The sequence below is a fragment of the Kineococcus rhizosphaerae genome, assembly GCF_003002055.1.
Taxonomy (GTDB): domain Bacteria; phylum Actinomycetota; class Actinomycetes; order Actinomycetales; family Kineococcaceae; genus Kineococcus; species Kineococcus rhizosphaerae.
On record NZ_PVZF01000006.1, the window covers coordinates 189,074 to 214,872 of the forward strand.

The window sequence follows — 25,799 nt, forward strand, 5'->3', positions numbered from 1 at the left end:
CCCTCAGGCGACCCGCACGACGGCACCGGCCGACCCCGGCAGGGCCGGGAACCGTTCCAGCACCTCGGGGTCGTGGCCCGGCAGGAACCCGGGCCCGCCCTCGCCCAGCTCGCGCACGCGGTCGTAGGCCGTGTGGACGAGCCCGGTGGTGTGCCGCAGCGGCCCGGGGCGGTCGGTCTCGAGGTTCTCGTAGAAGTGGCTGGCGTCGGAGGCGACGACGACGGGACCGGCGGCCGTCACCACCCGCACGACCTGCGTACCGGCCGTGTGGCCGCCGACGAGGTGGACGCTGAGCCCGTCGGCCAGCTCGGCGTCGCCGTCCAGGACGGCGCCCCGGCCGGCGGCCGTCGCCGCGACGACGTGCGCGGTGTCCGCCGCCTCGTGCAGCCAGTGCTCACGCCGGATCCGCCGGGCGATCGGCCCGGTCCAGTAGTCGAGCTCGGCGCGCTGGACGACGAAGCCCGCGCGGGGCAGGTCCCGCACGCACCCGGCGTGGTCGTAGTGCAGGTGCGTCAGGACGCACCGGTCGACGTCCCCGGCCGACAGCCCCACGTCGCCCAGGAGCGCGACGGGCGAACCCCGGTAGCGCAGCCCGGCCACCCCCGCGGCCCGCTCCGGGCCGATCCCGGTGTCCACCAGGACGACCTCGTCGGTCCCGACGAGCAACCAGGCGAAGTACGCCGTCGGGTGCGGTTCCCCGGCGTGCTCGTCGTGGTCGCCGAAGTGCTGACCGCGCACACCGTCCCGGTCGGCGTAGTGCACGAGGCTCACCGTCCACCGCCCCGGCACCGCCGGGCGCAGGCCGGCGAGCGTCACACCCGGCTCCCGTGCTCGTGCTCCACCGCACGGGGCGCGCCGAGCTCGGCGGTCGGCACCCGGAACGTCTCGCGGCCCGTGAGCACCGCGACGACGTTCACGAGGCAGAACCCGGCGACGACGAGGGCGGTCCCGCGCCAGGCGTCGACGCCGCCACCGGCCACCGCACCGGCGATGCTCGGGGCGAACCCCGCGATGGCGAACCCGATCTGCGTGCCGACCGCGGTGCCCGACAGGCGGACCCGGGCGGGGAACATCTCACCGTAGAACGCCGGCCAGGTCCCGCTCGTGGCGCTGTGCACGACGCCGAACACGACCAGGCCCACGAGGAAGATCAGCGGCCACTGCCCCGTCGAGATCGACCACAGGTACAGCGGCATGAGCACGGCGCAGCCGAGGCTGCCGGCGATGAACACGGGTTTGCGACCGACGCGGTCGGACAGTCTGCCCCACAACGGGATCGACACCACGGCCAGGACGTTGGCCAGCACCCCCACCCACAGCATCGGCGCCCGTTCGAGCCCGACGGTGTTCACGGCGTAGGAGAGCGCGTAGACGGTGAAGATGGTGCTCACGGAGGCGATGACGGCCGCGAGCACGACCCGCAGGACGGAGCGCCAGTGCCCGCTGAGGAGTTCGACGAGCGGCAGCCGGACCACCTCGGCGCGCGCGACCTCGCGCTCGAAGACGGGGGTCTCCTCCAGCGTGCGGCGGATGAGGAACGCTGCGACGACCACGACGGAGCTCAGCCAGAACGGCAGCCGCCAGCCCCAGCTCAGCAGCCGCTCCTCGGGCATGGCCGCGACGGGCAGGAAGACGGCCGTGGCGAGGATCTGCCCGGCCTGCGTGCCGCCGAGGGTGAAGCTGGTGAAGAACGCGCGCCGGCCGTCCGGGGCGTGCTCGAGGGTCATGGCGTTCGCCCCGGCCTGCTCACCGCCGGCCGAGAAACCCTGCGCCAGCCGCAGCACGACGAGCAGCACGGGGGCGACGACCCCCGCCGTCGCGTAGGACGGCAGGCAGCCCACGAGGAACGTGGACAGCCCCATGAGCAGGACGGTCGCGACGAGCACCTTCTTGCGCCCGAGGCGGTCCCCGACGTGACCCAGCACGAGGGCCCCGACGGGCCGGGCAAGGTACCCCACGCCGAACGTCGTCAGGGCCAGCAGCGTGCCCGCGGCAGGGTTGGAGTCGGGGAAGAACACCTTGCCGAACACGAGCGCCGCGGCCGTGCCGTAGATGAAGAAGTCGTAGTACTCCAGCGCGGAGCCGATCCAGCCGGCCAGCGCCGCCTTGCGGGGGTTGGGTCGATGACTCACGTGTGCTCCTTCGCGTGCACCGTCGCAGGCAGGGGCCGGACGCACCGGGGTGATCGCAATGTACGAACCAGTACGTTCTGAGGGTGGGCCGTGGCGCCAGCCGTGTCAAGGCCGGTCCCGGGCGGGCCCGGGGTCAGCGGGGTGCTCAGCGGACAGTGAGGAGGGCGACCACCATGTCGCCCAGCAGCCGGCGGTCGTGCTCGCGCCGGGAGGGGTCCAGGGTGTCGCGGCCGAACAGCGCGTCGAACGTGTGCCGGTTCGCGGTGCGGAACACGCACTGCGCGCTGATGGCCTGGTGGACGTCGAGGGCCGAGACGTCCGCCCGGAACAACCCCTGCGCCCGCCCCCGGGCCAGGATGGTCTCCAGGACCTGCAGCCGGTTGCTGGTCAGCCCCGCCACGTTCGTCCGGCGCAGGAACTGCGCCCGGTGGATGTTCTCGATGCTCACCAGCCGGATGAACTCCGGGTGCGCCTCGTGGTGGTCGAACGTCAGCTCCGCCAGGCGGCGCAGCGCGTCCACGGGCTCCAGGTGGTCGACGTCGAGTTCCTGCTCCAGGTCGCGGATGCGGCTGTACGCGTTCTCGAGGACCGCCACGTACAGCCCTTCCTTGCTGCCGAAGTAGTAGTAGATCATCCGCTTCGTGGTGCGCGTGCTCGCCGCGATCTCGTCGACCCGGGCCCCGGCGAAACCCTGCTCGGAGAACTCCCGGGTCGCCACGTCGAGGATCTCGGCCCGGGTGCGGCCCGGGTCGCGCGTGCGGACGACCGTCATGCCCGGAACCCTAACGACCGCCCCCGCGCACGCGGACCGGGCTCTGGCGCGCGGCCCGCCGGTGTGTTCTCCTGTCCAGGTAACCAGTTGGTACAAAGCTGAGAACTGGAGGGCCCCGTGGTCCCCTCGCCCCGGTCCTGGCTGGTGGGTCTCGTCGGCACGGGCATCGGCCCCTCCCTGAGCCCCGCGCTGCACGAGCACGAGGCCGACGCCCTGGGCCTGCGCTACCTCTACCGCCGGCTCGACCTCGACGACCTCGGGCTGCCCGCCGAGCGGGTCGGGGACGTGCTGCGCGCCGCCCGGCTCGCCGGCTACGACGGGCTCAACGTCACCCACCCGGCCAAGCAGCTCGTCGTGGCCCACCTCGACGACCTCAGCGCCGACGCCCGGGCCCTGGGGGCCGTGAACACCGTCGTGCTGCGCGCGGGCCGTGCCGTCGGGCACAACACCGACTGGTCCGGCTTCGCCCGGTCCTTCGAGCGCGGCCTGCCGGACGCCGAGCGTGGGCTCGTCGTGCTCGTGGGGGCCGGCGGCGCCGGGTCGGCCGTCGCCCACGCCCTGCTGACCCTCGGCGTGCGCGACCTCGTCGTCGTCGACGCCGACGCCGGCCGGGCGCGGGACCTGGCCGCGGCCCGCGGCGGCGGCACCCGCGCCGCGACGCTCGCGGACCTGCCCGACCTGCTCGCCCGCGCCGACGGCGTCGTGAACAGCACCCCCGTCGGCATGGCCGCCCACCCCGGCGCGTCGTTCGACGTGCGGCTCCTGCCCCGCCGGGCGTGGGTCGCCGACGTCGTCTACCGCCCCCTGGAGACCGAACTGGTGCACCGGGCGCGCGCCGCGGGGCACCGGGTGCTCGACGGCGGCGGCATGGCGGTGTTCCAGGCCGTGGAGTCGTTCCGGTTGTTCACCGGTGCGAGTCCCGACGCCGACCGCGTGCTCGCGCACTTCGCCGAGCTCGTCTGAGCCCGACCCGGGAGCCTCGCCGGGGTAGCCTGCGCGCACCCGTCACGCCGACGTCCACCGAGGAGCTCCCCGTGGCCCGCGCCCTGCTCGTCATCGACATCCAGCTCGACTACTTCCCCGGCGGGGCGTACCCGCTGGTGGCCCCCGAGGCCGCCGCGACGGCGGCCGGCCGGGTCCTGGAGGCCGCCCGGTCCGAGGGCTGGCTCGTCGTGCACGTGCAGCACCACAGCGTCGACGGGACCCCGTTCCTCGTCCCGGGCACCGAGGGCGCGCAGATCCACCCGGCCGTGGCGCCGGCCGACGACGAGCTCGTGGTCACGAAGCACGCCCCGAACTCCTTCCTGGAGACGGGGTTGCAGGAGACGCTGAGCGGCGCGGGGGTCGACGACCTGGTCGTGGCCGGGATGATGACGAGCATGTGCGTCGACTCCACGGTCCGCAGCGCCGCCGAGCGCGGGTTCACCGTCACGGTCGTGGCGGACGCGTGCGCCGCACCGGACCTGACGCTCGGGGCGAGCACCGTCCCCGGGCCCCAGGTGCACGCGGCGTTCCTCGCGGCCCTGGGCGGCGGTTTCGCCACCGTCACCGACTCCGAGGCGCTGCTCGCCGCGCGCTGACCGGCTGCGCGTCCGGCAGGGCGGTTCAGCCGCGCAGCTCCCGCGCTATCCCGGCCGCCGCGACGGTCAGCGCCGCCACGAGCCGCGGACGGTCGCGGCGCAGGGACACCACGACCAGCCCGAGCGCCGCCACGACCTCCCCGCCCGGGCCCGGCACGGGCACCGCGACGGAGGCGTTGCCCACGTCCATCTCGCCGTTCGTGCTGGCGTACCCCTCGCGGCGGACCTGGGCGAGCTGACGGCCCAGGACGGCCGGGGACGTGATGCTGTACGGGGTCACCCGGCGCAGTTCGCGCATGACCTGCCGCTGCACCTCGACGGGGGCGTGGGCGAGCAGCACCTTGCCGACCCCCGTGGTGTGCAGCGGGAGCCGGCCCCCGACCCGGCTCACCACCGGCACCGACGCCGAGCCCTGCAGCCGGTCCACGTAGAGGACGCGGTCCCCGTCGCGCTGGGCGAGGTGGACCGTCGCCCGGGTCGCCGCCTGCAGGTCCTGCAGGAAGGGGGCCGCGACGTCGCGCAGGTCCGTCTGCACGGGCGCCAGCAGCCCGAGGTCCCAGGCGCCGCGCCCCACGACGTAGGACCCGTCGGCCCTGCGCTGCAGGAACCCGCGCTCGACGAGGCGGCGCACGATGCGCAGCGTCGTGGGCGGCGTCAGGCCGGTGCGGGCGGCCAGGTCGGCCAGCCGCAGCACCCGGTGCTCGGGGTCGAAGGCGGCGAGCACGTCGACCGTGCGGTCCACGAGCGAGGCGCCCGGGGCGCAACGACCGGCCATGTCCCCACCTTATTCCACTCAGTGGAAAGGACGGCTGGCGGCGGACCGGACGGCTGCCTACCGTCGGGTCCATGACGAGGACGTCCACACGCGTTGTCGTGGTCGGCGGGGGCCCCGCGGGGCTCATGGCCTCCCACCTGCTGCACCGCGCCGGGATCGACACGGTGGTGCTCGACCGCCGCTCGGTCCACGAGATCGAGACCACCCACCGCGCCGGCATCCTCGAACGCGACAGCGTCCGCCTGCTGACCGAGACGGGCGTCTACTCCGGCGAGGGCACCGAACGCGTCCTGACCGAGGGCGACCGCCACGGCGGGATCTTCCTGCGGTTCGGCGGGCGTTCGCACCACGTCGACTTCGAACGGCTCGTCGGGGCGTCGGTGTGGCTGTACCCGCAGACCGAGGTGTTCTCCGACCTGCACCGGGCCCGCACCCGCGACGGCGGCGACCTGCGCTACGAGGTCTCCGACGTGCAGGTGCACGACGTGGAGGGCTCGCCCCGCGTCACGTACACCGGCGCCGACGGCGGCGCGCACGAGGTCAGCGCGGAGATCGTCGTGGGCGCCGACGGGTCGCGCAGCGCTTGCCGCAACCTCGTCGCCGACCACCGCAGGTTCACCCGCGAGTACCCCTTCGCGTGGTTCGGCATCCTGTGCGAGGCGCCCAAGAGCGCCCCCGAACTGATCTACGCCCGGTCCGAGCGCGGGTTCGCCCTCATCAGCCAGCGCACCGAGTCGGTGCAGCGCATGTACTTCCAGTGCGACCCGACCGAGGACCCGGGCTCCTGGTCCGAGGACCGCATCTGGGACGAGCTGCAGACCCGGCTCGCCGGCGAGGACGGTTTCTCCCTGCAGGAGGGCCCCGTCATCGACCGGTCCGTCCTGCCGTTCCGCAGCTTCGTCCAGACCCCGATGCGCCACGGCCGCCTCGTCCTGGCCGGCGACGCCGCGCACACGGTCCCCCCGACCGGGGCCAAGGGGCTCAACCTCGCCCTGGCCGACGTGCGGGTCCTGGCCGAGGTCGTGGAACGGGCGCTGGAGAAGAAGGACCTCGACGTCCTCGACGAGTACACCGACCGGGCGCTGGCGCGGGTCTGGAAGGCCCAGCACTTCTCGTACTGGATGACGACGATGCTGCACCGGGCCCCCGGCGCGTCGGACTTCGACGAGCTGCGCCAGCTCGGGGAACTGAACTCCCTGGTCTCCTCCGAGGCCGGGTCCACCTACCTCGCGGAGGGGTACACGGGATGGCCGACACGATGACGAGCACCCACGACGAGAGCACGGGACTGGAACGGCAGGCCGTCCTGTCCGCGGAGATGCACGAGATCTCCCAGAAGTGGGCGGTGACGTCCGAGCCCGAGCACCAGCCCCGCCGGGACTACCCGCCGTACCGCTCGACGCTCCTGCGCCACCCCACCAAGGACCTGCAGCAGGTCGACCCCGAGGGCGTCGAGCTGTGGGCCCCCGCGTTCGGGCAGCGCGACGTCGACCCCCTGGAGTCGGACCTGACGATCCAGCGCGGCGGTGAACCCCTCGGCGAGCGGATGGTCGTCACCGGCCGGGTGCTCGACGGCGAGGGGCGCCCCGTGCGCCACCAGCTGGTGGAGATCTGGCAGGCCAACGCCGGCGGCCGCTACGTCCACCAGCGCGACCAGCACCCCGCGCCGCTGGACCCGAACTTCACGGGCATGGGCCGGACCCTCACCGACGCCGACGGCACGTACCGGTTCACGACGATCAAACCCGGGCCCTACCCGTGGCGGAACCACCACACGGCCTGGCGGCCGGCGCACATCCACTTCTCGCTGTTCGGCACCGACTTCACCCAGCGCCTCGTCACGCAGATGTACTTCCCCGGGGACCCGCTGTTCGCGCTGGACCCGATCTACCAGTCCGTCGTCGACCCGGCCGCGCGCGAACGCCTCGTCGCGGCCTACGACCACGACGTCACCACCCACGAGTGGGCCACCGGGTACCGCTGGGACATCGTCCTGACCGGTTCGCACCGCACGCCCACCGAGGACGACACGGAAGGTGCGCTGTGACCCTCGCCCCCACCCCGGGCCAGACCGTCGGCCCGTTCTTCCACTACGCCCTGCCCTACGAGGGCGACAGCGACCTCGTGCCGATCGGCGCACCCGGCGCGATCCGGTTGCACGGCACCGTGGCCGACGGGGCGGGGGCCCCCGTCATCGACGCGATCATCGAGGTCTGGCAGGCCGGCCCCGACGGCCGGGTCGTCCGGGCCGCAGGGTCCCTGCACCGCGACGGGTACACGTTCACGGGTTTCGGCCGCGCGGCGACGGACCGCGCGGGTCACTACTCCTTCACCACCCTGACCCCCGGCGGCGTGGACGGCGGTCTGCCGTTCTTCGCCCTCACGGTGTTCGCGCGGGGGCTGACCCACCGCCTGAACACCCGTGCGTACCTGCCCGTGCCCGACGGCGCGGACGACGCGCTGCTGCGCGCGGCCGGGCAGCGGCGCCGGACCCTGCTCACCACCGCCGACGCCGACGGCTACCGTTTCGACGTGCACTTCCAGGGCCCCGACGAGACCGTGTTCCTCACCACGCCCGGCGAACGCGTCCCGTGAGCGACAGGAGGCGCAACACCGTCCGGACCGAGGGGACGCGCCGACGGAGTCGCTGCGCGGCCCCGAGGGGAGGCGGTGTCCCCAGCGCCGACGCGGAGCGAACGGGGAGAGGGCGGTGAGCGACCTGTTCCGCCCCGGCGACCACCGCGCGGGCGAGCTGTTCACCGACGCCGCGTTCACCGCGGCGATGGTGGCCGTCGAGTCCGCGTGGGCGGGGGTCGACCTGCACGTCCCCGACCTCGACCTCGCCTCCGCCACCGAGTCGGGGGCGAACCCGGTGATCCCGCTGGTGCGGGCGTTGAAGGAGGCCAACCCGGGGGTCGACGTCCACACGGGCCTGACGAGCCAGGACGTCCTCGACACCGCGCTCGTGCTGCTGCTGCGCGAGGCGGTCACGGTGGTGCGGGAGAACCTCGACCGCGCCGGTGCCGCACTGGGGTCCCTCGACGACGCTCACGGGCGGACCCCGGCGATCGCCCGCACCCTGACGCAGTGGGCGTTGCCGATCACCCTGTCCGAGCGGTTCACCGCCTGGGGCACGGGGCTGGCGGAGGCCGCGCACGACCTCGCGGCGCTGGTGTTCCCCGTCCAGGCCGGCGGCCCGGTCGGGACGCTGGCCGACCGGCGTGGACTGGCCGCCCGGCTGGGCCTGGCCGACGTCGCCTCGTGGCACACGAACCGCCGGCCCGTCACCCGCGCGGGCGACGCGCTCGTGGCCGCATGCGACGCGTGCGGGCACGTCGCCCGGGACGTCCTGACGCTGTCGCGCCCGGAACTCGGCGAGGTCTCCGAGGGGTCGGGCGGCGGGTCGTCGTCCATGCCGCACAAGGCGAACCCGGCGCTGTCGACGCTGGTCCGCTCCACCGCGCTCGTCGCCCCGCACCTGGGGGCCGCGCTGCACTCCGCGGCGGCCGACCAGGTCGACGAACGGGCCGACGGCGCCTGGCACGCCGAGTGGGACACCCTGCGGCTGCTGGCGCGCCGGACGGTCGTCGCGACCGCGCAGACGGCGGACCTGCTGGCCGGGCTCCGCGTGCACCCCGAGCGGATCGCCGCGAACCTGGCGGCCGCCGAACAGATCCGAGGAGGAACCGCGTGACCACCCTCGTCCTGGGCCCGTCGCTGGGCACCACCGCCGCCACCTGCTGGGGACCCGTCACGGACCTGCTGCGCGCCGAGTTCGACGTCGTGGCCTGGGAACTGCCCGGTCACGGCGCCGACCGGTCGGCGGTCCCCGACGAGCTGACGATCGCCGACCTCGCGCAGCGCGTGGTGGACGCCGTCCCCGGGCCGTTCCTGTACGCCGGGGACTCCGTCGGTGGCCAGGTCGGGTTGCAGCTGCTCCTCGACCACCCCGACCGCGTCCTCGGCGCCGTCCTGTGCTGCACGGGGGCGCGGATCGGGACGCCGGAGTCGTGGGCCGAGCGGACCGCGCAGGTGCGGGGTTCGGGCACGGCGTCGCTGGTCGCCGCGACGGCTGCGCGCTGGTTCGCCCCGGGGTTCCTCGAACGGCAGCCCGACCGCGGCGCGGCGCTGCTGCACGCGCTGCGCGACACCGACCCCGCCGGGTACGTCGCGGTCTGCGGCGCGCTGGCCCGGTTCGACGTGCGGGACCGGCTGGGGGAGATCGGCCGCCCGGTCGTCGCCGTCGCGGGCGCCCACGACGCGGTCTGCCCCCCGGAGTCGTTGCGCGAGATCGCGGACGGTGTGCAGGACGGACGTCTGGTGGTCCTCGACGACGTCGCCCACCAGGCCCCCGCGGAGGACCCGCAGGAGATCGCCCGGATCGTCCGGGAACTGGCCGAGGAGGTCTCGTGAGCGAACCCACCCCCGAGCCCACCCCCGAGCACGTGGCGGGCATGCGCGTGCGCCGGGAGGTGCTGGGCAACGCCCACGTCGACCGCGCCGTGGCCGCCACGACGGGTTTCACCGCCGACTTCCAGCGCTACATCACGGAGAACGCGTGGGGCGCGGTGTGGACCCGGCCCGGCCTGGACCGGCGCAGCCGTTCCCTCATCACGCTGACGGCGCTCATCGCGCGCGGTCACCACGAGGAGTTCGCGATGCACGTCCGGGCGGCGCGCACCAACGGCGTCACCGTGGACGAGATCGGGGAGGTCATCCTGCAGTCCGCCGTCTACTGCGGGGTCCCCGACGCCAACACCGCGTTCCGGATCGCGGCGCAGGTGCTGGCCGAGCTCGGCGAGGAGCTCTAGCCGCCGGGTCGGCGCGACCGGGTGCCCCTGCTCAGCCCCCGCTGGGACCCGTGGGGGCCGGCCCCTCGCCCCCACCGGGCTGGGCTCGGGCGCGGACCTGTGCGGGCACCGGCCAGCCGGCACGGGTTCCGTCGACGTGCTCGACCTCGTCCTCCCACGGCACCCGGTACCGCCCGGCGGCCAGGTCGGCGACCCACGTGTAGGGGTTGTCGCGGGCCCCGCCCTCGACGGCGACGTACCCGCGGTGGCCGAGCTGGTAGACGTTGTTCTCCACCCCCCACCGGCGACGGGCGTCGTCGGCGCGCGAGGGCACCACCTCGGCGGTCACCAGGCGGTCGGGGGTCGCGTCCCCCTCGACCAGCACGGTGCCGTCGACGTCGCAGACCATCGCCGCCCCCTGGGACCAGATCCCGTTCGGGTCCGGGCCGGCCATGCAGACCGAGACGGTGTAGGCGAGGTTGTGGAAGGCGTTGGCCTGGTTGGTGATCCGCCACGACTGCGCGATGGGGTGGGTGTACCCGGCGGTGCGCAGGATGACGTTCGCCCCGCGGTAGGCGGCCTCGCGGGCCACTTCGGGCAGCATCCCGTCGTGGCAGATGACCAGGGCCAGCCTCGATCCCGCGGGACCGTCGCACACGGGGATCCCGAGGTCGCCCGGCTGCCAGGGTTCCATCGGGACCCAGGGGTGCAGCTTGCGGTAATACAGCTGCACGGTGCCGGTGTCGTCGACGACGATCCCGGAGTTCCAGGGGGCGCCGCCGGGGTTGCGCTCCATCAGTGAGAAGCACCCCCACACCCCCGCCTCGGCACAGGCCTCCGTCAACGTCGTCACCTCGGGGCCGTCCCGGTCGACGAGGAGGGTGTCGTCGAGGAACGTCTGCGGGTCCAGGCCGTTGAGGCTGTACTCGGGGAAGACGACCAGGTCGAGGGTGGGCATGCCCCGCTTGGCCCGGCGCAGCAGGTCGGCCAGGCGCCCGGCCTGGGCCTGCAGGTCGGCGGGGCGGGTGACGACGGGGACGCGGGCCTGGACCATCCCCACCACCAGGGCACCGGGCGAGGGGTTCAGCCCGTCCAGGCCGGTCACGCCGTGACCCCGGCGGGTTCGGCGGCCCGCCCGAGCAGCGCGGGCCAGTGCTGCGCCCACGGGGCGGCGGCCTCGAAGGCCGCCGAGGCGCGCAGCACGGCGGCGTCGCCCAGGTGCGGGCCGACGATCTGCAGGCCCACGGGCAGGCCGTCGGCGGTGAACCCCGCCGGGACGCTCGCGGCGGGCTGACCGGTCATGTTCATCGGGTTCACGAAACCCAGCCAGGCGTTGTCGGCGACGGTGCGCCCGTCGATCTCCGTGGGGCCCTGCACGCCGAGCCCGAAGGGCGGCACCGCCAGGGTGGGGGTCAGCAGCAGGTCGTACCCGGCCATGAACCGCCACATCCGGTTGACGACCCGTTTGCGCGTGACCAGGGCGTCGGTGAAGTCCTCGGCCGTCCACGGGTGGTCCAGCAGGGCTCGCAGGTGCGGGGACGTGTCGGGGTGCTCGCGCGCCAGGGCGCGCATCCCGCGCAGGTCCGTCTCGGCGGCGACCATCGCCCAGAACGCGTCACCGGCATCGCCGAGGTCGGGGCCGGCCTCCTCGACGTGGGCGCCCAGGTCGGCGAAGACGCCCACGGCGCGCTCGACGACCTCCCGCACCCGGGGGTCGACGGGCAGGTGCCCCAGGTCGGGGCTGTAGGCCACCCGCAGACCGGCCACCGGTCCCCCGGCGGCGGCCGCCGTCCAGTCCACGTCGAGGCACGGGATGGAGTGCCGGTCGCGCGGGTCGGGGCCCGCGACGACCGACAGCAGCAGGGCGGCGTCGGCGACGGTGCGGGTCAGGGGCCCGACGTGCTCGAGGCTCTCCCAGCTGGAGATGCCCGGGTAGCGCTCGTCGCGGGTGCCGGGGTACAGCGGGACCCGGCCCATGGACGCCTTGATCCCGTAGAGGCCGCAGTGCGCGGCGGGGATGCGGATGGAACCCCCACCGTCGCTGCCGAACGCCAGCGGCGCCATCCCGGTCGCCACCGCGACGGCCGACCCCGCGCTGGAACCCCCGGGGGTGAGGTCGGGGTTCCACGGGTTGCGCGTGGTCGGGCTGACGGGGTTGTCCGCGACGGCGCTGTACCCGAACTCCGGGACGGTCGTCTGCCCCAGCAGGACCGCTCCGGCCGCCCGGGCGCGCTCCACGACGATGTCGTCCTCGTCGGGGACGAAGTCGAGGTAGGCCGGTGAACCGTTGCGGTTGCGGACCCCCCGGGTGGCGATGAGGTCCTTCACCGCCAGCGGCACCCCGGCCAGCGGGCCGACCCGCTCGCCGCGGGCCAGGGCGGCGTCCACGGCCGCCGCCTGCTCCCGCGCGGCGTCGGCCGTCAGCTCCACGAAAGCGTGCAGGGTCGCGTCCAGTTCCTCGATTCGGGACAGCGCGGCGTCGGTGACCTCGGCCGCCGAGACGGTGCGCTCGCGGACCAGGCGGGCCAGGTCGGTGGCGGGCAGCCGGGTGAGCTCGTCGAGGGTGGTGGGCTCGCTCACGAGGGGTCCTTCGCCGCCGCGCCGGGGGCCCGGTCCGGCGTGCGGGGGCCGACGAGCGAGACCTCCGGAGCACCCCGCAGTTCCCGCTGTCCGGTGAGCAGGTCCAGCAGCAGGTACGCCAGGGCGCCGACGACGATGCCGGCCAGCGCCTCGGACAGCTGCGGGGCCTGGAAGTGGACCAGGGCCGCGCCCAGGGCACCGATCGCCCAGGCGACGAAGGGCCGGACGCGGAACGTGGTCAGCGGACGGCGTGCCGAGCGGCGCAGGACGAGCTGGTCGAGGATCAGCACCGCCCCGATGGGGGGCACGAAGATGCCCAGCAGGTTCAGCCACGCCGCGAAGTGGCTCCACACCCCCGCCAGGGCCGCCACGAGGCCGACTCCGCCCAGGACGAGGGTGAGGACCCGCATGCGACCACCGGTGAGCTGGCTCCAGCCCACGGCCCCGTTGTAGAGGCAGTGGGTGCACACCGAGCCGAGGTTGATGAAGACGAACACCACGGCCAGCGCGGACAGGACCCAGCCGTGGGAGGTGAGGATCGGCAGGAAGTCGCCGCCGTTGGCCGCCGGGGCGGCGGCCGCGCCGGCCGCCACGATCAGGCCCCCGACCAGCAGGGAGATGACGTTCGCCAGCGGGAAGGCGGTGAAGGTGGCCAGGACGGCTTCACGGCCGGTGCGCGACCAGCGGGTGAAGTCGGCGGTCATGGTCCCCGAGTCGGCGAAACCGGCCACGACGATCGTGATCGCCGCCCCCACGCTGAGCACGCCCGCGTCGGGGGCGCCGCCCTGGTAGGAGGTGATGCCGGACATCCCGCCGCCGCGGGCGGCGAAGACGAGCGCGACGACGGCCAGGACGACGAACAGCGGCGCGGCCACCAGGCCGATGACCGTCAGGGCCCGGATGCCGATGAACGTGATGCCGATGTAGAGCACCCCGGCGATCGCGATCATCAAGGGTTCGTTCCAGCCCAGGGAACCGTTGAGCGTGGCGCCGGTCAGGCCGGTCTGGAAGGCGAACCAGCCGATGACCACCGTGGACAGGAACCCGGCGGCGATCGGAGCCCCCTTGCGCCCGAAGGTCTCCGCGGCGGTGAGGGCGAAGTTCTTGCCCGTGCGCCCGGCGACGAGGCTGAGCGCCCCGACGTACGCGAACAGGACCACGTTCCCGGCGACGATGGCGGCCATCCCGCGCCAGAAACCCAGGCCGTAGACGATGGTGCCGCCGAAGATGGCGTTGGTGATGATCATGGGGAAGCCGAACCAGACGGCCGAGACCGACCCCAGGGATCGGCGGCGGGACGCGGGGACGGGTTCGTGCTCGAACTCGGACTCGAGGCCGTGGTGCTCGACGGCGACGCCGTCGTGGGTGCTGGTGCTCACGGTCGGTTCCTCTCGGGGTGCAGGAGCGGGGGTCAGGGAGAAGGGACGGGCTGGAACGCCTCGTCGACGTGCGGGGAGGACAGCGGGGTGGGGGCCGGGCCGGTGGGGTTCCCGGACGGGCGCGGTGCTGCCACGGCCCAGCCCTCCCGGTCGAGGTGGACCCGCAGGGCGCGCAGACGTTCGGCCGCGGCGGGGCTGTCGCTGTGCACGCAGACGGTGCCGACCCCCGCCAGGGCGGGGGTGCGCAACTGCTGCACGGCACGTCCGGCCGCGGCGTCCGGGGTTCCGAGTTCCTCGGCGGTCCAGCCGAACATGCGCACCCGGCCCGCGCGGTAGGGGCGGTCGGCGAAGAACTCCTCGACCACCCCCAGCCCCGCGTCGCGGGCGGCGACCGCCAGCGCCGACCCGGGCAGCGCGTACAGCGCCAGGCCCGGGTCGAAGGACCGCACCGCCGCGCAGACCGCCCGCGCCAGGTCGGGCTGGTCGTTGACCATCACGTACAGGGCGCCGTGGGGTTTCACGTGCGCCATCCGCTGCCCGGCCGCACGCACGAAGGCGTCCAGGGACCCGATCTGGGCCAGGCAGAGGTCGTGGACGTCCTGGGCGCCGACCGCGATGGCACGGCGGCCGAAACCCTCCCGGTCGGCCAGACCCACGTGGGCGCCGATGGCCACCCCGTGGCGGACGGCCAGGTCGACGCTCTCGCGCATGGTCCGCGGGTCCCCCGCGTGCGCGCCGCAGGCGATGTTGGCCGAGGTGATGAGGGGCATCACCTCGGCGTCGGCGCCGTAGCGGTAGACGCCGAAGCTCTCGCCCAGGTCGCAGTTCAGGTCCAGGGTGCGGGCGCCCGGCCCGCTCACCGGGCGGCCGAGGCGAGGGGTTCGGCGGCTCCGGGGGTTTCGGAGGTTCCGGCGCTGCTCAGGTGCGGGGCCCGCCGCGGGGACACCGCGCGCTCCCAGGCCCGGGCGAAGCGCAGCAGCCGCCGCTCGCTCATCACCGGTCCGACGACCTCCAGGCCGACCGGCAGCCCGTCGTCGGTGAACCCGACCGGGACGCTGGCCGCGGGCAGGGAGGACTGCGAGGCCAGCACGGTGTTGGTGGGGAACGTCAGCGCCGTCCACCGCTTCGCCGCCAGTTCCTCCCGGGTGGGGGCGGGCACCTGGACGGTCGGGTAGACCAGGACGTCGACACCCGCCCCGGCCATCAGCGCGGTCAGCCGGCGGCGCAGGTCCTCCTGGCGCAGGCGCCGCGGCAGGTACTCCGGGTCGTGGCGGGGGTCCTCGGGCCCGGCGGCGATGTCGACGACGAGGTCGGTCAGGGGGTGGAAGGCCCCCGCGGCGACGATCTCGTCCCAGCTCGTGGCCGGGACGCCGGGACGGGCGGCCAGGAAGGCGGCGAGGTCCTGCTTGGACTGCGTCGTGTACAGCGAGGTCCCGGTGACCCACTCGTGCAGGTCGCCCAGTTCGAGGCCCTCGACGACGCCGGTCCCTTCGGCGCGCAGGCGGTCGAGGGCGGCGCGGACGACGGAGTTCGTGCCTGCGGACTCCGGACCGGTGCCGAACGCGTCCTCCAGGACGCCCACGCGGAAGGAGGCCAGGTCGGTGGAGTCCAGGTCCTCGGCGAAGGCGCCGAGGTGCTCGTGGCCGGCGGCCAGCGCGGTGTACTCGTCCTGCGGGTCCCAGCCGGCGATGACGTCGAGCACGACGGCCGCGTCGGTCACCGTGCGCGCCATCGGGCCGGGGGTGTCCTGGAAGTGCACGAGGGGGGAGAAACCGGTGCGGCTGACCAGGCCGGTGGTGGGCCGCAGGCCGAACAGGTTGGTGAACGACGCCGGCAGGCGGATCGACCCCCCGGTGTCCTCCCCCAGCCCGACCAGCGCGAGGTCGGCCGCGACCGCGGCGGCGGTGCCGGCGCTGGACCCGCCGGTCTCCCGCTCCAGGTCGTAGGGGTTTCGCGTGAACCCGGTGCGCGAGGAGAAGGAGAACCACCCGGCGGCGAAGTCGCACATCGCGGTCTTGCCCAGCACGACCGCACCCGCCGCCCGCAACCGGGCGACGACGGTGGCGTCCTGCTCGGGCACGTGGTCGGCGAACAGGGAGCAGCCGAAGGCGGTGGGGATGCCGGCCGTCTCGGCCTGGTCCTTGACGACGATCGGAACCCCGTGCAGCGGGCCCAGGAACCGCCCGGTGCGGGAGAAGTGGTCGTCGGCCGCCCGGGCCTGGTCGAGCGCGGCGGGGTTGAGGGTGACCAGGGACCCCAGTCGCGGGCCGTCCCGGTCCAGGTCCTCGACGCGCTGCAGGTACCAGGCGGTCAGTTCCGCGCTGGTCGCCTCCCCCGCCCGCAGCATCCGGTGGAAGCGGGTGATGGTGAGTTCGGCGAAGGGGTGGGTTTCGCGCAGGTCGTCCATGCGGTGTCCTCCGGTCGTCCCCGGGCGCGGGGACGCGGTAGCGGTGTCAGGTGGGTGGTCGGCGCGCCTCGGACAGCGCCTCGGCGACCGTGCGGCGGGTGTGCTCCAGGTGCCAGTCGTTCTCGGCCAGCAACCCCGGCAGGTCCCCGGTCTCGATGAGCCCCAGCATCCGCACGTGCTGCCGGTGCGCTTCGCTGAAGTCCTCCACGGTCGAGGCGTAGATGGCCATGTACGGCTCGACCCGGTCCCAGACCCCCCGGATGAGGTCCAGCAGGTAGGGACTGGCCGCGCACTCGTAGAAGCGCTGGTGGAAACGGCGGTTCAGGGCCCGCCAACGACCCGTCTCGAGGTGATCGTCGGCCATCTCGGCCAGGACGGCGCGCAGGTCGTCGACGTCCGTGGGCGTCAGCCGGGGCAGGGCCCACTCGGTGGCCAGCTGCTCCAGGTGCAGGCGGACGGCGAAGACCTGGTGCAGTTCCTCGGCGGTCAGCGAGACCACGCTGACGCTGCGGCGCCCGAAGACGACGAAACCCTCGGCCTGCAACCGCTTGAGCGCTTCGCGGACCGGCATGGTGCTCACCGAGAGCTGGTCGGCCAGGGCCCGGATCGAGACCCGGCTGCCCGGGGCGAGGGTTCCGCTGGTGATGCCGGACCGGACACGGTCGTACACCTCCTCCGCGAGCGTGGGAACGGTGATGGCGCTGACGTCCACGATGCTGACCTCCGTGATGTGTGATCACACTTGCAGTCGGAGGTTACGCGCACGTTTCCCGCGGTTACGACGACGTCAATTCTCGTCCGTGGCGCGGATCCCGGGGAGCCCTCGACGCACCACCGCGACCGGGCGCCTACCCGCGCGGCTGCAGCCGGGCGTTCGGCAATTCCGGCGCGGGCAACGGCTCGGGCTCCCCGTCGGGGAAGACGCCGAACTGCGGCTCCCCCTCGACGGGCCCGGTGATCTCGGCCTGCCACCGTTCGCGGTACGCGGCGACCTCGTCGTGGTCGCGGCCGACGAAGTTCCACCACATGACGATCCGCTCCCCCAGCGGGACCCCGCCGATGAGCAGCGCCCGGACGGGTCCGTCCCCGGCGCGCAGCGTCGCCGACGTGCGCCCGGTGGGCAGGTGGGCCAGGTGCGCGGGCGGCAGGGGCTCGCCGTCGACGGTGAGCGCGCCGGAGTCCAGCAGGACACCGTGCTCGAAACCCGGCTCGAGGTCGACGGTGACCTGCCCGCCGGCCGGCAGCAGGACCTCCGCCCCCAGCAGCGGCGCGGTGAACGTCCGCACGGGCGAACCCACCCCGGCCAGCGAGCCGATGAAGACGCGCAGTTCCGCGTCGTCATGCCGGACCGGAACGGGTTCGTGGTGCTGGAACGTCGGCTCCATCGCGCGCGTCGCCTCGGGCAGCGCGAACCACAACTGGGTGCCGTGCAGGACCTCGGTGTCCGGGGTGGAGAACTCCTGGTGGGAGATGCCGCGACCGGCGACCATGAGGTTGACCTGCCCCGGGCGCACGACGGCCCGGTAGCCGGCGGAGTCGAGGTGGGCGACGGCACCGGTGAACAACCACGTCACGGTGGCCAGGCCGGTGTGCGGGTGCCGCGGCACCCGCATGCCCCCGCTGTCCGCGACGCGGTCGGGCCCGAAGTGGTCGAGGAAGCACCACGACCCGACGAGGGTGAGGGCCCGCTGCGGGAGGGTGCGCCGCACCGTCATGGCCCGCGGACCACCGAGGGGGACGTCGCGGGGGGCGTGGACCTGCACCTCCGGGACGCTACCCCACGCCCGCCGGGCGGTACGAGGCTCCACGACCCTGGCCCGGAGCGGGCCCGTCGAGCACGATGGGCCCGTGAACGACACCGTGAAGCACCTCGGCATCGTCCTGTTCGACGGCGTGGAAGAACTCGACGCCGTCGGGCCCTGGGACGTCCTGGCCGCCTGGACCCAGCAGCACCCCGAGGACGGCTGGGTCGTGACCACCCTGTCCCGCGACGGCGGTGAGGTGACGGCGGCCAAGGGGATGCGGTTCGTCGCCGCGCACTCGTTCGCCGACGCGCCCCCGCTGCAGGCCGTGCTGCACCCCGGCGGCCGCGGGACGCGCCCGCAGCTGCGCGACGAGGACCACCTGGAGTGGGTGCGCGCGCAACGCCGCAGCGCGCCGCTCATGACGAGCGTGTGCACCGGTTCGCTCGTCTACGCCGCCGCCGGGCTGCTGGCAAACCGCCCAGCGACGACGCACTGGGGCTCGCTGGACCTGCTGCGCGAACTCGACGCCAGCATCGACGTGCGCCCCGACGACCGCTTCGTCGACGACGGCGACGTCGTCACCTCCGCGGGCGTCTCCGCCGGCATCGACATGGCCCTGCACCTCGTGGCCCGGCTCAGCTCCCCCGACCGGGCGCGGCAGGTGCGCCGGGCGATCCAGTACGACCCCCAGCCCCCGGTCTGAGGGCCTCAGGACCCCGTCCGGGCCCGCACCACCGGCCCGGACGGGTCACGCACCGGGGCGGGCGTCAGCCGACGCCGGCCCCAACGCCGGCCCCGGCCCTCGTGTGGACCGCCGGGAACACCGGGCGGTCCAGACCCTGGAACGTCTGCGCGACCCGCAGCACCTGCTCGCAGTAACCGCGTTCGTTGTCGTACCAGACGTAGAGGATCGCGGCGTCGCCGGTGACGATCGTGGCCAGCGCGTCCACCACGCCCGTCTTGCGGGTGCCGATGAAGTCGGTGGAGACGACCTCGGGGGAATCGGTGTAGTCGACCTGGTCCTGCAGCGGGGAGTCCAGCGAGACCTGCCGCAGGTACTCGTTGAGCGCCGCCTTGTCCGTCGCCCGTTCCAGGGTCAGGTGCAGCACGGCGAGGGACACGTCGGGGGTGGGGACCCGGATGGAGTTCCCGGTCAGCTTGCCCTCGAGTTCCGGCAGCGCCTTGGCGACGGCCTTGGCGGCACCCGTCTCGGTGAGGACCATGTTCAGCACCGCCGACCGTCCCCGCCGGTCGCCCTTGTGGTAGTTGTCGATGAGGTTCTGGTCGTTGGTGAACGAGTGCACCGTCTCGACGTGACCGCGCACGATCCCGAACTCCTCGTGGACGGCCTTCAGGACCGGGGCGATGGCGTTCGTCGTACAGGACGCGGCCGAGGCGATCCGGTCGTCGGCCGTCAGGGTGTCCTGGTTCAGGCCGTGGACGACGTTCTTGACCGATCCCTTGCCGGGGGCGGTCAGCAGGACGCGCCCGGCGCCCGGGCTGCGCAGGTGCTGCGCCAGACCGTCGGCGTCGCGCCACTTCCCGGTGTTGTCGATGACCAGGGCGTCCTCGATGCCGTACCGCGCGTAGTCGACGGTGGCCGGGTCGTCGGAGTAGATCACCTGGATCGTCGTGCCGTTGGCGTGGATCCGCTCGTTCTCCTCGTCCACCGTGATCGTCCCGGCGAACGCGCCGTGCACGGAGTCGCGGCGCAGCAGGCTCGCGCGCTTGACGAGGTCGTTGGCGCCGCCGCGGCGCACGACGACGGCACGCAGGCGCAGACCCCACGGGTCCTGACCCTGCTCGACGAGCACGCGGGCGAGCAGGCGCCCGATGCGCCCGAACCCGTAGAGGACGACGTCGCGGCTGGCCCGAGCGGGTCCTGCGGGCCGGTCCGGGCCGGCCGGGTCGTACGCCAGGGGGGCGAGCAGGTCCCGGACGGCGGCTTCGCCGGTCGTCCCGTCCGCGCTGAGCCGGGTCGACAACCGGGCGATGTCGACGATCGCCGGGGACAACGGCAACCGGACGAGCACCTGCAGCAGGTCGAGGCTGACCTCGAGGGGCAGTTCGACGTCGTCGACGTGGCGGGCGAACCGATGGGCCTTGATGAGCCCGACGACGGACTCGCCGACGAGGCTGCGGCCGTGGACGGTCACGGTGACGCCGTGGTCGCGGTGCAGGCGGCCGACGAGCGGCACCACGGCCTCGGCCAGTCCGAGCTTCAGGGACCAGCCGAGGTCGTCGGACGGGGACGTGGGGACGGGTTCGGGCACGGGAGGACTCCTCAGTCGACCGCGGGGGCGGAGGTCAGGTCGGTTCTCGACCGACCGAGCCGGGAGACGACGCCGCGGCGCGGGGCACGGTCCGTGCGTCGGTCGTCAACGTTCGTCTCCAGTCGTGGCTGTCGTGGGACCACCATGGGGGAATCGGTGACCTCACGGGAGCTCCGTGGCCTGGAAAGATCGGCCGAAGTTCACCGACCGTGCAATTCCTCACCCAACGCGGTCGACAGCTGCACGCGCCGGCTGACACCGAGGACGCGGAAGGCCCCGGCGAGGTGCGAGTGGACGGTCCGGGCGGAGATCCCCAGGCGCTGGGCGATCTGCGGGGTCGTCCAGCCCTGCGCGGCGAGCACGGCGACCTCGCGCTGCCGGGCGCTCAGCCCGGCGGTGGGCGAGGGGTCCCCGGCGCCCGCCGCCGCGAGCTCCGAGCGGGCCCGGGCCGCCCAGCCGGGGGCGCCGAGCCGCGCGAACGTCTCCCCCGCCGCGCGCAGCAGCGGCCGGGAGTCGGCCGGACGCCCGCGCCGGCGCAGCCACTGCGCGAACTCCAGGCGCGTGATCGCCGCCTCCAGGGGCCAGCGCCCGGCCTCGGGGGCCAGGGCGCGCCGGAAGTGCTCCTCGGGCTCGTCGTCGAGCAGGGCGCGGGCCCGGTGCAGGACGAGCTCACGGCGCACCGAGGACAGGGAGCCACGCCGCAGCGCGGTCTCGACCAGCCGTCGTGCCGCCTCCCGCTCCCCCACGGCCCCGTGGGCGGCGACCGCGTCGGCCAGCGCCACGTCGGAGACCAGCGGGTGCAGCGCCTCGCCGCGCGGACCGCGGAGCCGGCGCAGGTGCCGCAGCGCGGCCGGGTGGTCACCGAGCCCGGCCGCCGCGAGCCCCCGGGCCCGCGCCAGGCGGGCGTCGTGCAGCGCCGACGTCGCCGGCGGCATGGCCCGCAGGGCGCGCAGGACGTGGTCGTGGTGGTCGGGCTCGTCCCGCAGGACCGCCAGGACGGCCCGGGACACGAGCGCGCTGACGTCCGTGCCGTCACCCGCCCGCGACGCCGCGGCCAGGCGTGCGAGGGCGTCGTCCCAGCGCCCGGCGTCGAGCAGGGCGATCGTCAGCAGCCCGTCGACGGTCCGTCCCCCGGCGTTGACGACCTGCGGGGCGACCGCGACCGAGCGGGTGAGGAACTCCACCGCCCGCCCGGTCTCGTCGACGGCGAGCGCGAGCCCGCCCAGCGCACCCCACCGGGTCGGTTCGCTGGCCCCCATCGCGCTCAGGCGGGGCCCGTGCTCGGCGATCTCGGCGCGGATCCGGTCGTGGTGGCCCACCGGGTCCAGCAGACCGCGCCCCCAGGCGCGGACCGTCTCCCCCTCCGGTCCGGTCGCGGCGTCGAGGAGTTCCTCGGCCCGTCGTCGGGCCAGCGGCGACGGGTCCCACCAGGCCTCTCCCACCGCGCGGAACACGGCGTCGTCGTACGGGGTCCCCGCGGTCAGCCGCCCGGCCCAGGCGAGGTCCCCCGCCGCCCGGGCCTGCCGCGCGGCGGCCAGGAGGCGTTGCGGCGCAGCGGTCCCCACCCCGGACGCGGCGGCCGCGGCCAGGACGTGAGCTGCGGCCCGCGGGGCCCCCCGCGCCGCGAGCCGGCCGGCGAGGGCGTCGAGCCGGGCGGCGGCCGCCTCGTCGGGCCCGGCCAGGGCGAGGTGCCAGTCCCGGGCGGGTTCAGTGCCGGGCAGGTCCGCGGCGAGCCGACGGTGCGCCGCGCGCCGCTGGTGGGTCGTGGCGTCGTCGAGGACGATCTCGGCGGTCAGCGGGTGGGCGAACCGCGGGACCGGTGACCGGGCACTCGTCGGGGCGGGGACGAGCAGGCCCGCGGCCAGAGCGGGTCCGAGGTCGCCCGCCCGGCAGCGCCACACCGCCGCGCGGCCGGCGGGTCGCCGGGTCCGGTCGGCCAGCGCGAGTTCCAGCAGGGCCCGGCGGGTGGCGGCGGGCAGGTCGTCCAGGCCGTCCGCGAAGGCCTCCCGCGCTCGCCGGCCCAGACCGGCCTCCGGTCCGGTGAGGTCGACGAGGGCCAGCGGGTTCCCGGCCGCCCGGCGCAGCAGCGGGACCCGCCCGGCGCCGCGGGCCACGCCCAGGTCGTCCAGGACCCGGTGCGCGTCCTCGGGGGTCAACGGGTGCAGCACCACGTCGGCGTCCTGGGTGCCCGTCGCGGTGGTGAGGACCGGGAACCACGCGCGCAGCCGGGTCAGGAGGACGCGCGACCCCGGGTCCGCCCGGTCGAGGTCGTCGACGGTCACGAGGGCCGGCCGGACGTCGCGCAGCGCCGCCGACAGGTCCGCGAGCGCCGAGTCCGGCCGCAGGACCGGGCCGCCGAGCAGGCCGTGCAGGTGCTGCGCGATCCCGAGCGGGGTCGCGCTGTCGCGCCCGGTGGCGACGAGGTGCAGCACCGTCCCCGCCGGGCTGCCCGGGGCGGAGACCGAGGCCGCGAGCATGGCGGACCTGCCGGTCCCGCGGGCGCCGGCGACGTGCACCCCGCGCCCGGAGGACAACCGGCGCGCCACGGCGGCGAGTTCGGCGTCGCGGCCGCGCAGCGGGAGGTTCACGGACCGGTGAGCAGGTGGACGAGCTGCGCCCGGGTGGCGACGCCGAGCCTCGGGAAGGCCCGGTACAGGTGCGAGGCGACGGTCCGGGGCGACAGGTGCAGCTGCTCGCCGATGTCCCGGTTGGACAGACCCGCCGCGGCCATCCTGACGACCTGCTCCTGCTGGGTGGTGAGTCCGGCCAGGACGTCGTGGACGTCGGCGCTGACCTGGGTCCCGCTGGCGCGCAACGTGGTCCGGACCCGACGCTGCCAGCCGAACGCCCCGAGCCGTTCGAACGTCTCGGCCGCGGCCGCGGCGTGGGCGCCGGCGGGCCCGGGACGGCGCACCCCGAGCAGGAGGTCGGCGAGCTCCACCTGCAGCACGGCCTGCTCCAGGGGCCACACCCCGGCCCCCTCGGCGTCGACGACGGGCGTCAGGGCGCTCACGGCGTCCGCCGGGTCGTCCAGCAGCAGCGCGTCGGCGGCGCGGACCCGCAGTTCCTGGCGCCGGGTCAGCCACCGCCCGGCGCGCGGTGCGCGGGTGCGGGCGACGAGGTCGCGGGCCCGCTCGAGGCGGCCGGTGCGGCGGGCCGCGGCGGCCAGGTCGGGCAGGGTCAGCAGGCTCTGCGGCTGGGCGGCGTGGGAGGACCCCGGCGTCGCGCCGTCGGGCCCAGCGTCCAGCCCACCGTCCAGCACCGCGGCCAGCACGTCGAAGGCGCGCTCGTGCTCGCCGTCGGCGGCCGCGGCCACGGCGTCGGCCCAGGCGACGCGCAGTCGTCCCATCGGCGACAGCGGGACGTGGTGGGCGAGGTCGGCGCGCGCGGCCTCGGCGCGGTCGCGGTGCCCGCGCAGCAGTTCGGCGATGACGAGGTGGGCCTGGGCGTGGGCCCGCAGGTTGGGGGCGTCGTTCAGCGTGGTGGCCTCGAGGTTGGCGACGGCGGTCCGCACCGCCTCCTGCCACCGGCCCAGGTCGAACAGCGGCCACACCAGTGCTCCCGGTGCGCTCAGCAGGACCGCGGGAGCACGTCCGGCCAGGACCGCGTCGACGGGCTCGCGCAGGAGCTCGGCGGCCAGGGACGGTTCGTCCAGGACCGAGGCGGCGGCCCCGAGCACCGCCGCGGTCACCGGGTGCCGCAGGGCGCCCGGGTCGGTCCCGGCCGCCACGACGGCGGCGTGGACGGCCGCGTCGGGGGCGCAGACGGCGGCGGCGAACAGGAGACCCGGGTCGCCGCGCAGCTCGTCGCCCTCCGGCAGCGCGGCGGCGATCTCCTGCTGCAGCAACGGGTCGGCGAGCATGAACGCAGGCAGGCCGAGGGACCGGGCGGCGCCGGCGCGCACCGGCCCGGTGCGCCGGCGCAGGAGGTCCAGGAGGGTCCGGGCCGAGCGCCGCGGGTCCCCCTGCACGGTGTCGAGCCAGGCGGACAGCATGGCCGCCCGGTCGTCGCCGCTGTCGGGTCCCACCCGCTCGAGCAGTTCGCCGACCCAGGCCGATCGCCCGGTCGCCGCCGCGGTCTCGGCGGCGTCCAGCCGGCGGCGCGCCCGGTCCGCGGGGGTGGTGGACAGGTCGGCCGCCCGCTCGAACAGGACCGCGCCCGCCAGGGGCCGGCCGCTGCGCCGCTGCCCGTCGGCCACCCGCGCCACGTGGTCGGCCAGCCCGGCGTCGGGGCCGGTGGCCGCGGCGGCGAGCTGGAGGGCGGCCCGGTCGGGGTGCTCGGCGAGGGCGGCGGCGAGGTCGTGGTGGGCGCGGGTGCGTTCGGCCGCGGTGGCGGCGTAGTAGACGTGCGACTCGACGAGGGGGTGGCGGAACTGGACGACCCCGCCGTCGAGGCGGACGAGGCGGCGCCGTTCGGCGGGTTCGAAGTCCCGGTCGTCGGTGCCGGTGAGACGTTGCAGGAGGAGGACGTCACGTTCACCGCAGGCGGCGAGCAGCAGCAACCGGCAGGTGCTGGGGGGCAGGCCGGCCAGGTCGCGGGCGAAGACGCCGTCGAGGGTCTCGGGCACGGGCAGGACGCCGGCGACGGGGACGTCCCGGGCTCCGGAGCGGGCGAGTTCGACGAGCACGAGGGGGTTGCCCGCCGCAGCGTGCAGGACGGCTTCGCGGACCCGGCCGGGCAGGTCGGCGCCGGTGGCCTCCAGCAGGTGGCGGGCGGCGGTGTCGTCGAGCGCGGGCACGTCCAGCTGGTCGGTCACCGGTCCCAGCTCACGGGGGACGCTGTCGCGCCGGCAGGTGGCGAGGAGGCCGACCGGGCCGTCCGGGAGGCGGCTCAGGAGCGGCAGGAGGACGTCGTAGCTGTCCTCGTCGAGGCGGTCGACGTCGTCGAGGGCGAGCAGCAGGGGCGTGTCCTCGGCGGCGGCCTCGAGGGTCGAGCGCACCGCGAGGCGCAGGAGGCCGGTCTGGACGGGGGTCCCGGTCGCGGCGAGGGCGGCCCGGAGGGCGTCGCGCTGCTCGGCGGGCAGGTCCGGGGCGGGCGGCAGGCCGTCGAGGAGGTCCCGCAGGGAGCTGAAGGTCGCCAGCGTCCCCGAGCGGGTGCCCGTGGCGCGCTGGACGCGGTGGCCCTGCGCGGCGAAGTGGTCGGCCAGGGCCGCCAGCAGGGCGCTCTTGCCGACACCGGCGTCGCCGGTGAGCAGGGTCGCGCGCCGGGCCGCGCCGGTGGCGGTGACCGCGGCGACGGCCTGCTGCCACGTGCGGTCGCGTCCGACGAGTCCTGCCGGACCTGCTGCCCCCACGAGTGCTCCTTCCCTCGTGCGGGAAGGTAGCCCACCCCCTCCGGTGCGCGGTCCCGTCGGAGGTCACGTGGGC

General features: G+C 75.1%; 23 protein-coding genes. 9 read left to right on the plus strand and 14 right to left on the minus strand.

Features of this window, described 5'->3' with window-relative positions; translation table 11 throughout:
• Positions 1 to 3 precede the first annotated feature (3 nt).
• From CLV37_RS13400 to CLV37_RS13410, 3 genes are all read right to left on the minus strand, one after another.
• Positions 4 to 816 (minus strand): N-acyl homoserine lactonase family protein, encoded by an 813-nt coding sequence (locus tag CLV37_RS13400; RefSeq protein WP_211298623.1) that lies wholly within the window; start codon positions 814 to 816, stop codon positions 4 to 6.
• Complete coding sequence (locus tag CLV37_RS13405; RefSeq protein ID WP_106211113.1) at positions 813 to 2,132, minus strand: MFS transporter; 1,320 nt, start codon at positions 2,130 to 2,132, stop codon at positions 813 to 815. Before CLV37_RS13405 ends, CLV37_RS13400 begins: the two co-directional genes overlap by 4 nt.
• Positions 2,133 to 2,277: 145 nt before the next feature.
• Positions 2,278 to 2,904, minus strand: a complete 627-nt coding sequence (locus CLV37_RS13410; RefSeq protein WP_106211115.1) for a TetR/AcrR family transcriptional regulator — start codon at positions 2,902 to 2,904, stop codon at positions 2,278 to 2,280.
• A gap of 117 nt (positions 2,905 to 3,021) precedes the next feature.
• Between CLV37_RS13410 and CLV37_RS13415 the strand changes: the two genes are divergently transcribed.
• Both CLV37_RS13415 and CLV37_RS13420 read left to right on the plus strand, forming a co-directional pair.
• Positions 3,022 to 3,867 (plus strand): shikimate dehydrogenase, encoded by an 846-nt coding sequence (locus CLV37_RS13415; RefSeq protein ID WP_106211117.1) that lies wholly within the window; start codon positions 3,022 to 3,024, stop codon positions 3,865 to 3,867.
• A gap of 71 nt (positions 3,868 to 3,938) precedes the next feature.
• Entirely contained in the window at positions 3,939 to 4,484 is a 546-nt protein-coding gene (locus tag CLV37_RS13420; RefSeq protein ID WP_106211119.1) for a cysteine hydrolase family protein, read from the plus strand.
• 25 nt (positions 4,485 to 4,509) lie between these two features.
• Here the strand turns inward: CLV37_RS13420 and CLV37_RS13425 are convergent, their stop codons facing one another.
• On the minus strand, positions 4,510 to 5,259 hold the full coding sequence (locus CLV37_RS13425) for an IclR family transcriptional regulator (protein ID WP_106211121.1): 750 nt from the start codon (positions 5,257 to 5,259) through the stop codon (positions 4,510 to 4,512).
• Positions 5,260 to 5,330: 71 nt separating this feature from the next.
• Between CLV37_RS13425 and CLV37_RS13430 the strand changes: the two genes are divergently transcribed.
• The 6 genes from CLV37_RS13430 to pcaC all read left to right on the plus strand — a co-directional run bounded on the left by CLV37_RS13430 (position 5,331) and on the right by pcaC (position 10,070).
• Positions 5,331 to 6,521, plus strand: coding sequence for a 4-hydroxybenzoate 3-monooxygenase (locus CLV37_RS13430; RefSeq protein ID WP_211298624.1), 1,191 nt, complete (start codon positions 5,331 to 5,333; stop codon positions 6,519 to 6,521).
• Complete coding sequence (pcaH, locus tag CLV37_RS13435) at positions 6,506 to 7,306, plus strand: protocatechuate 3,4-dioxygenase subunit beta (protein ID WP_211298625.1); 801 nt, start codon at positions 6,506 to 6,508, stop codon at positions 7,304 to 7,306. The genes CLV37_RS13430 and pcaH overlap by 16 nt, the downstream gene beginning before the upstream one ends.
• Positions 7,303 to 7,854: a protocatechuate 3,4-dioxygenase subunit alpha gene (gene pcaG, locus CLV37_RS13440; protein ID WP_106211125.1), complete on the plus strand. Its 552-nt coding sequence runs from the start codon at positions 7,303 to 7,305 to the stop codon at positions 7,852 to 7,854. The genes pcaH and pcaG overlap by 4 nt, the downstream gene beginning before the upstream one ends.
• A gap of 115 nt (positions 7,855 to 7,969) precedes the next feature.
• Positions 7,970 to 8,953, plus strand: coding sequence for a lyase family protein (locus tag CLV37_RS13445; protein ID WP_106211127.1), 984 nt, complete (start codon positions 7,970 to 7,972; stop codon positions 8,951 to 8,953).
• Positions 8,950 to 9,672 (plus strand): alpha/beta fold hydrolase, encoded by a 723-nt coding sequence (locus CLV37_RS13450; RefSeq protein ID WP_170127252.1) that lies wholly within the window; start codon positions 8,950 to 8,952, stop codon positions 9,670 to 9,672. Before CLV37_RS13445 ends, CLV37_RS13450 begins: the two co-directional genes overlap by 4 nt.
• 41 nt (positions 9,673 to 9,713) lie before the next feature.
• A complete protein-coding gene (gene pcaC, locus CLV37_RS13455; protein ID WP_106211397.1) occupies positions 9,714 to 10,070 on the plus strand; it encodes a 4-carboxymuconolactone decarboxylase in 357 nt (118 codons plus the stop codon).
• A gap of 31 nt (positions 10,071 to 10,101) precedes the next feature.
• Here the strand turns inward: pcaC and CLV37_RS13460 are convergent, their stop codons facing one another.
• The 7 genes from CLV37_RS13460 to CLV37_RS13485 all read right to left on the minus strand — a co-directional run bounded on the left by CLV37_RS13460 (position 10,102) and on the right by CLV37_RS13485 (position 18,178).
• Positions 10,102 to 11,154 (minus strand): formamidase, encoded by a 1,053-nt coding sequence (locus CLV37_RS13460; RefSeq protein WP_106211129.1) that lies wholly within the window; start codon positions 11,152 to 11,154, stop codon positions 10,102 to 10,104.
• Entirely contained in the window at positions 11,151 to 12,629 is a 1,479-nt protein-coding gene (locus CLV37_RS13465; protein WP_211298627.1) for an amidase, read from the minus strand. Before CLV37_RS13465 ends, CLV37_RS13460 begins: the two co-directional genes overlap by 4 nt.
• On the minus strand, positions 12,626 to 14,008 hold the full coding sequence (locus CLV37_RS13470) for a cytosine permease (protein WP_106211131.1): 1,383 nt from the start codon (positions 14,006 to 14,008) through the stop codon (positions 12,626 to 12,628). The genes CLV37_RS13465 and CLV37_RS13470 overlap by 4 nt, the downstream gene beginning before the upstream one ends.
• A gap of 32 nt (positions 14,009 to 14,040) precedes the next feature.
• Positions 14,041 to 14,868 (minus strand): 5-oxoprolinase subunit PxpA, encoded by an 828-nt coding sequence (locus tag CLV37_RS13475; RefSeq protein WP_106211133.1) that lies wholly within the window; start codon positions 14,866 to 14,868, stop codon positions 14,041 to 14,043.
• Positions 14,865 to 16,415: an amidase gene (locus CLV37_RS13480; protein ID WP_211298628.1), complete on the minus strand. Its 1,551-nt coding sequence runs from the start codon at positions 16,413 to 16,415 to the stop codon at positions 14,865 to 14,867. Before CLV37_RS13480 ends, CLV37_RS13475 begins: the two co-directional genes overlap by 4 nt.
• 46 nt (positions 16,416 to 16,461) lie before the next feature.
• Positions 16,462 to 17,127, minus strand: a complete 666-nt coding sequence (locus CLV37_RS28125; RefSeq protein WP_211298629.1) for a GntR family transcriptional regulator — start codon at positions 17,125 to 17,127, stop codon at positions 16,462 to 16,464.
• 136 nt (positions 17,128 to 17,263) lie between these two features.
• Entirely contained in the window at positions 17,264 to 18,178 is a 915-nt protein-coding gene (locus CLV37_RS13485; RefSeq protein WP_211298630.1) for a pirin family protein, read from the minus strand.
• A gap of 97 nt (positions 18,179 to 18,275) precedes the next feature.
• Between CLV37_RS13485 and CLV37_RS13490 the strand changes: the two genes are divergently transcribed.
• A complete protein-coding gene (locus CLV37_RS13490; protein ID WP_425433621.1) occupies positions 18,276 to 18,863 on the plus strand; it encodes a DJ-1/PfpI family protein in 588 nt (195 codons plus the stop codon).
• Positions 18,864 to 18,927: 64 nt separating this feature from the next.
• Here the strand turns inward: CLV37_RS13490 and CLV37_RS13495 are convergent, their stop codons facing one another.
• The 3 genes from CLV37_RS13495 to CLV37_RS28860 form a co-directional block, all read right to left on the minus strand.
• The gene (locus CLV37_RS13495) at positions 18,928 to 20,433 is read right to left on the minus strand and encodes a glyceraldehyde-3-phosphate dehydrogenase (RefSeq protein ID WP_245885394.1); all 1,506 of its coding nucleotides are present in this window, start codon (positions 20,431 to 20,433) and stop codon (positions 18,928 to 18,930) included.
• A gap of 200 nt (positions 20,434 to 20,633) precedes the next feature.
• Entirely contained in the window at positions 20,634 to 23,021 is a 2,388-nt protein-coding gene (locus CLV37_RS13500) for a helix-turn-helix transcriptional regulator (protein ID WP_106211138.1), read from the minus strand.
• The gene (locus CLV37_RS28860) at positions 23,018 to 25,726 is read right to left on the minus strand and encodes a helix-turn-helix transcriptional regulator (RefSeq protein WP_106211140.1); all 2,709 of its coding nucleotides are present in this window, start codon (positions 25,724 to 25,726) and stop codon (positions 23,018 to 23,020) included. The genes CLV37_RS13500 and CLV37_RS28860 overlap by 4 nt, the downstream gene beginning before the upstream one ends.
• Between the last annotated feature and the right edge of the window lie 73 nt (positions 25,727 to 25,799).

Coding starts and splice junctions, on each gene's coding strand:
- pcaH (WP_211298625.1), top strand. CDS start 6,506: ATGGCCGACACGATGACGAGCACCCACGACGAGAGCACGGGACTGGAA.
- pcaC (WP_106211397.1), top strand. CDS start 9,714: ATGCGCGTGCGCCGGGAGGTGCTGGGCAACGCCCACGTCGACCGCGCC.
- CLV37_RS13430 (WP_211298624.1), top strand. CDS start 5,331: ATGACGAGGACGTCCACACGCGTTGTCGTGGTCGGCGGGGGCCCCGCG.
- CLV37_RS13480 (WP_211298628.1), bottom strand. CDS start 16,415: ATGGACGACCTGCGCGAAACCCACCCCTTCGCCGAACTCACCATCACC.
- CLV37_RS13410 (WP_106211115.1), bottom strand. CDS start 2,904: ATGACGGTCGTCCGCACGCGCGACCCGGGCCGCACCCGGGCCGAGATC.
- CLV37_RS13425 (WP_106211121.1), bottom strand. CDS start 5,259: ATGGCCGGTCGTTGCGCCCCGGGCGCCTCGCTCGTGGACCGCACGGTC.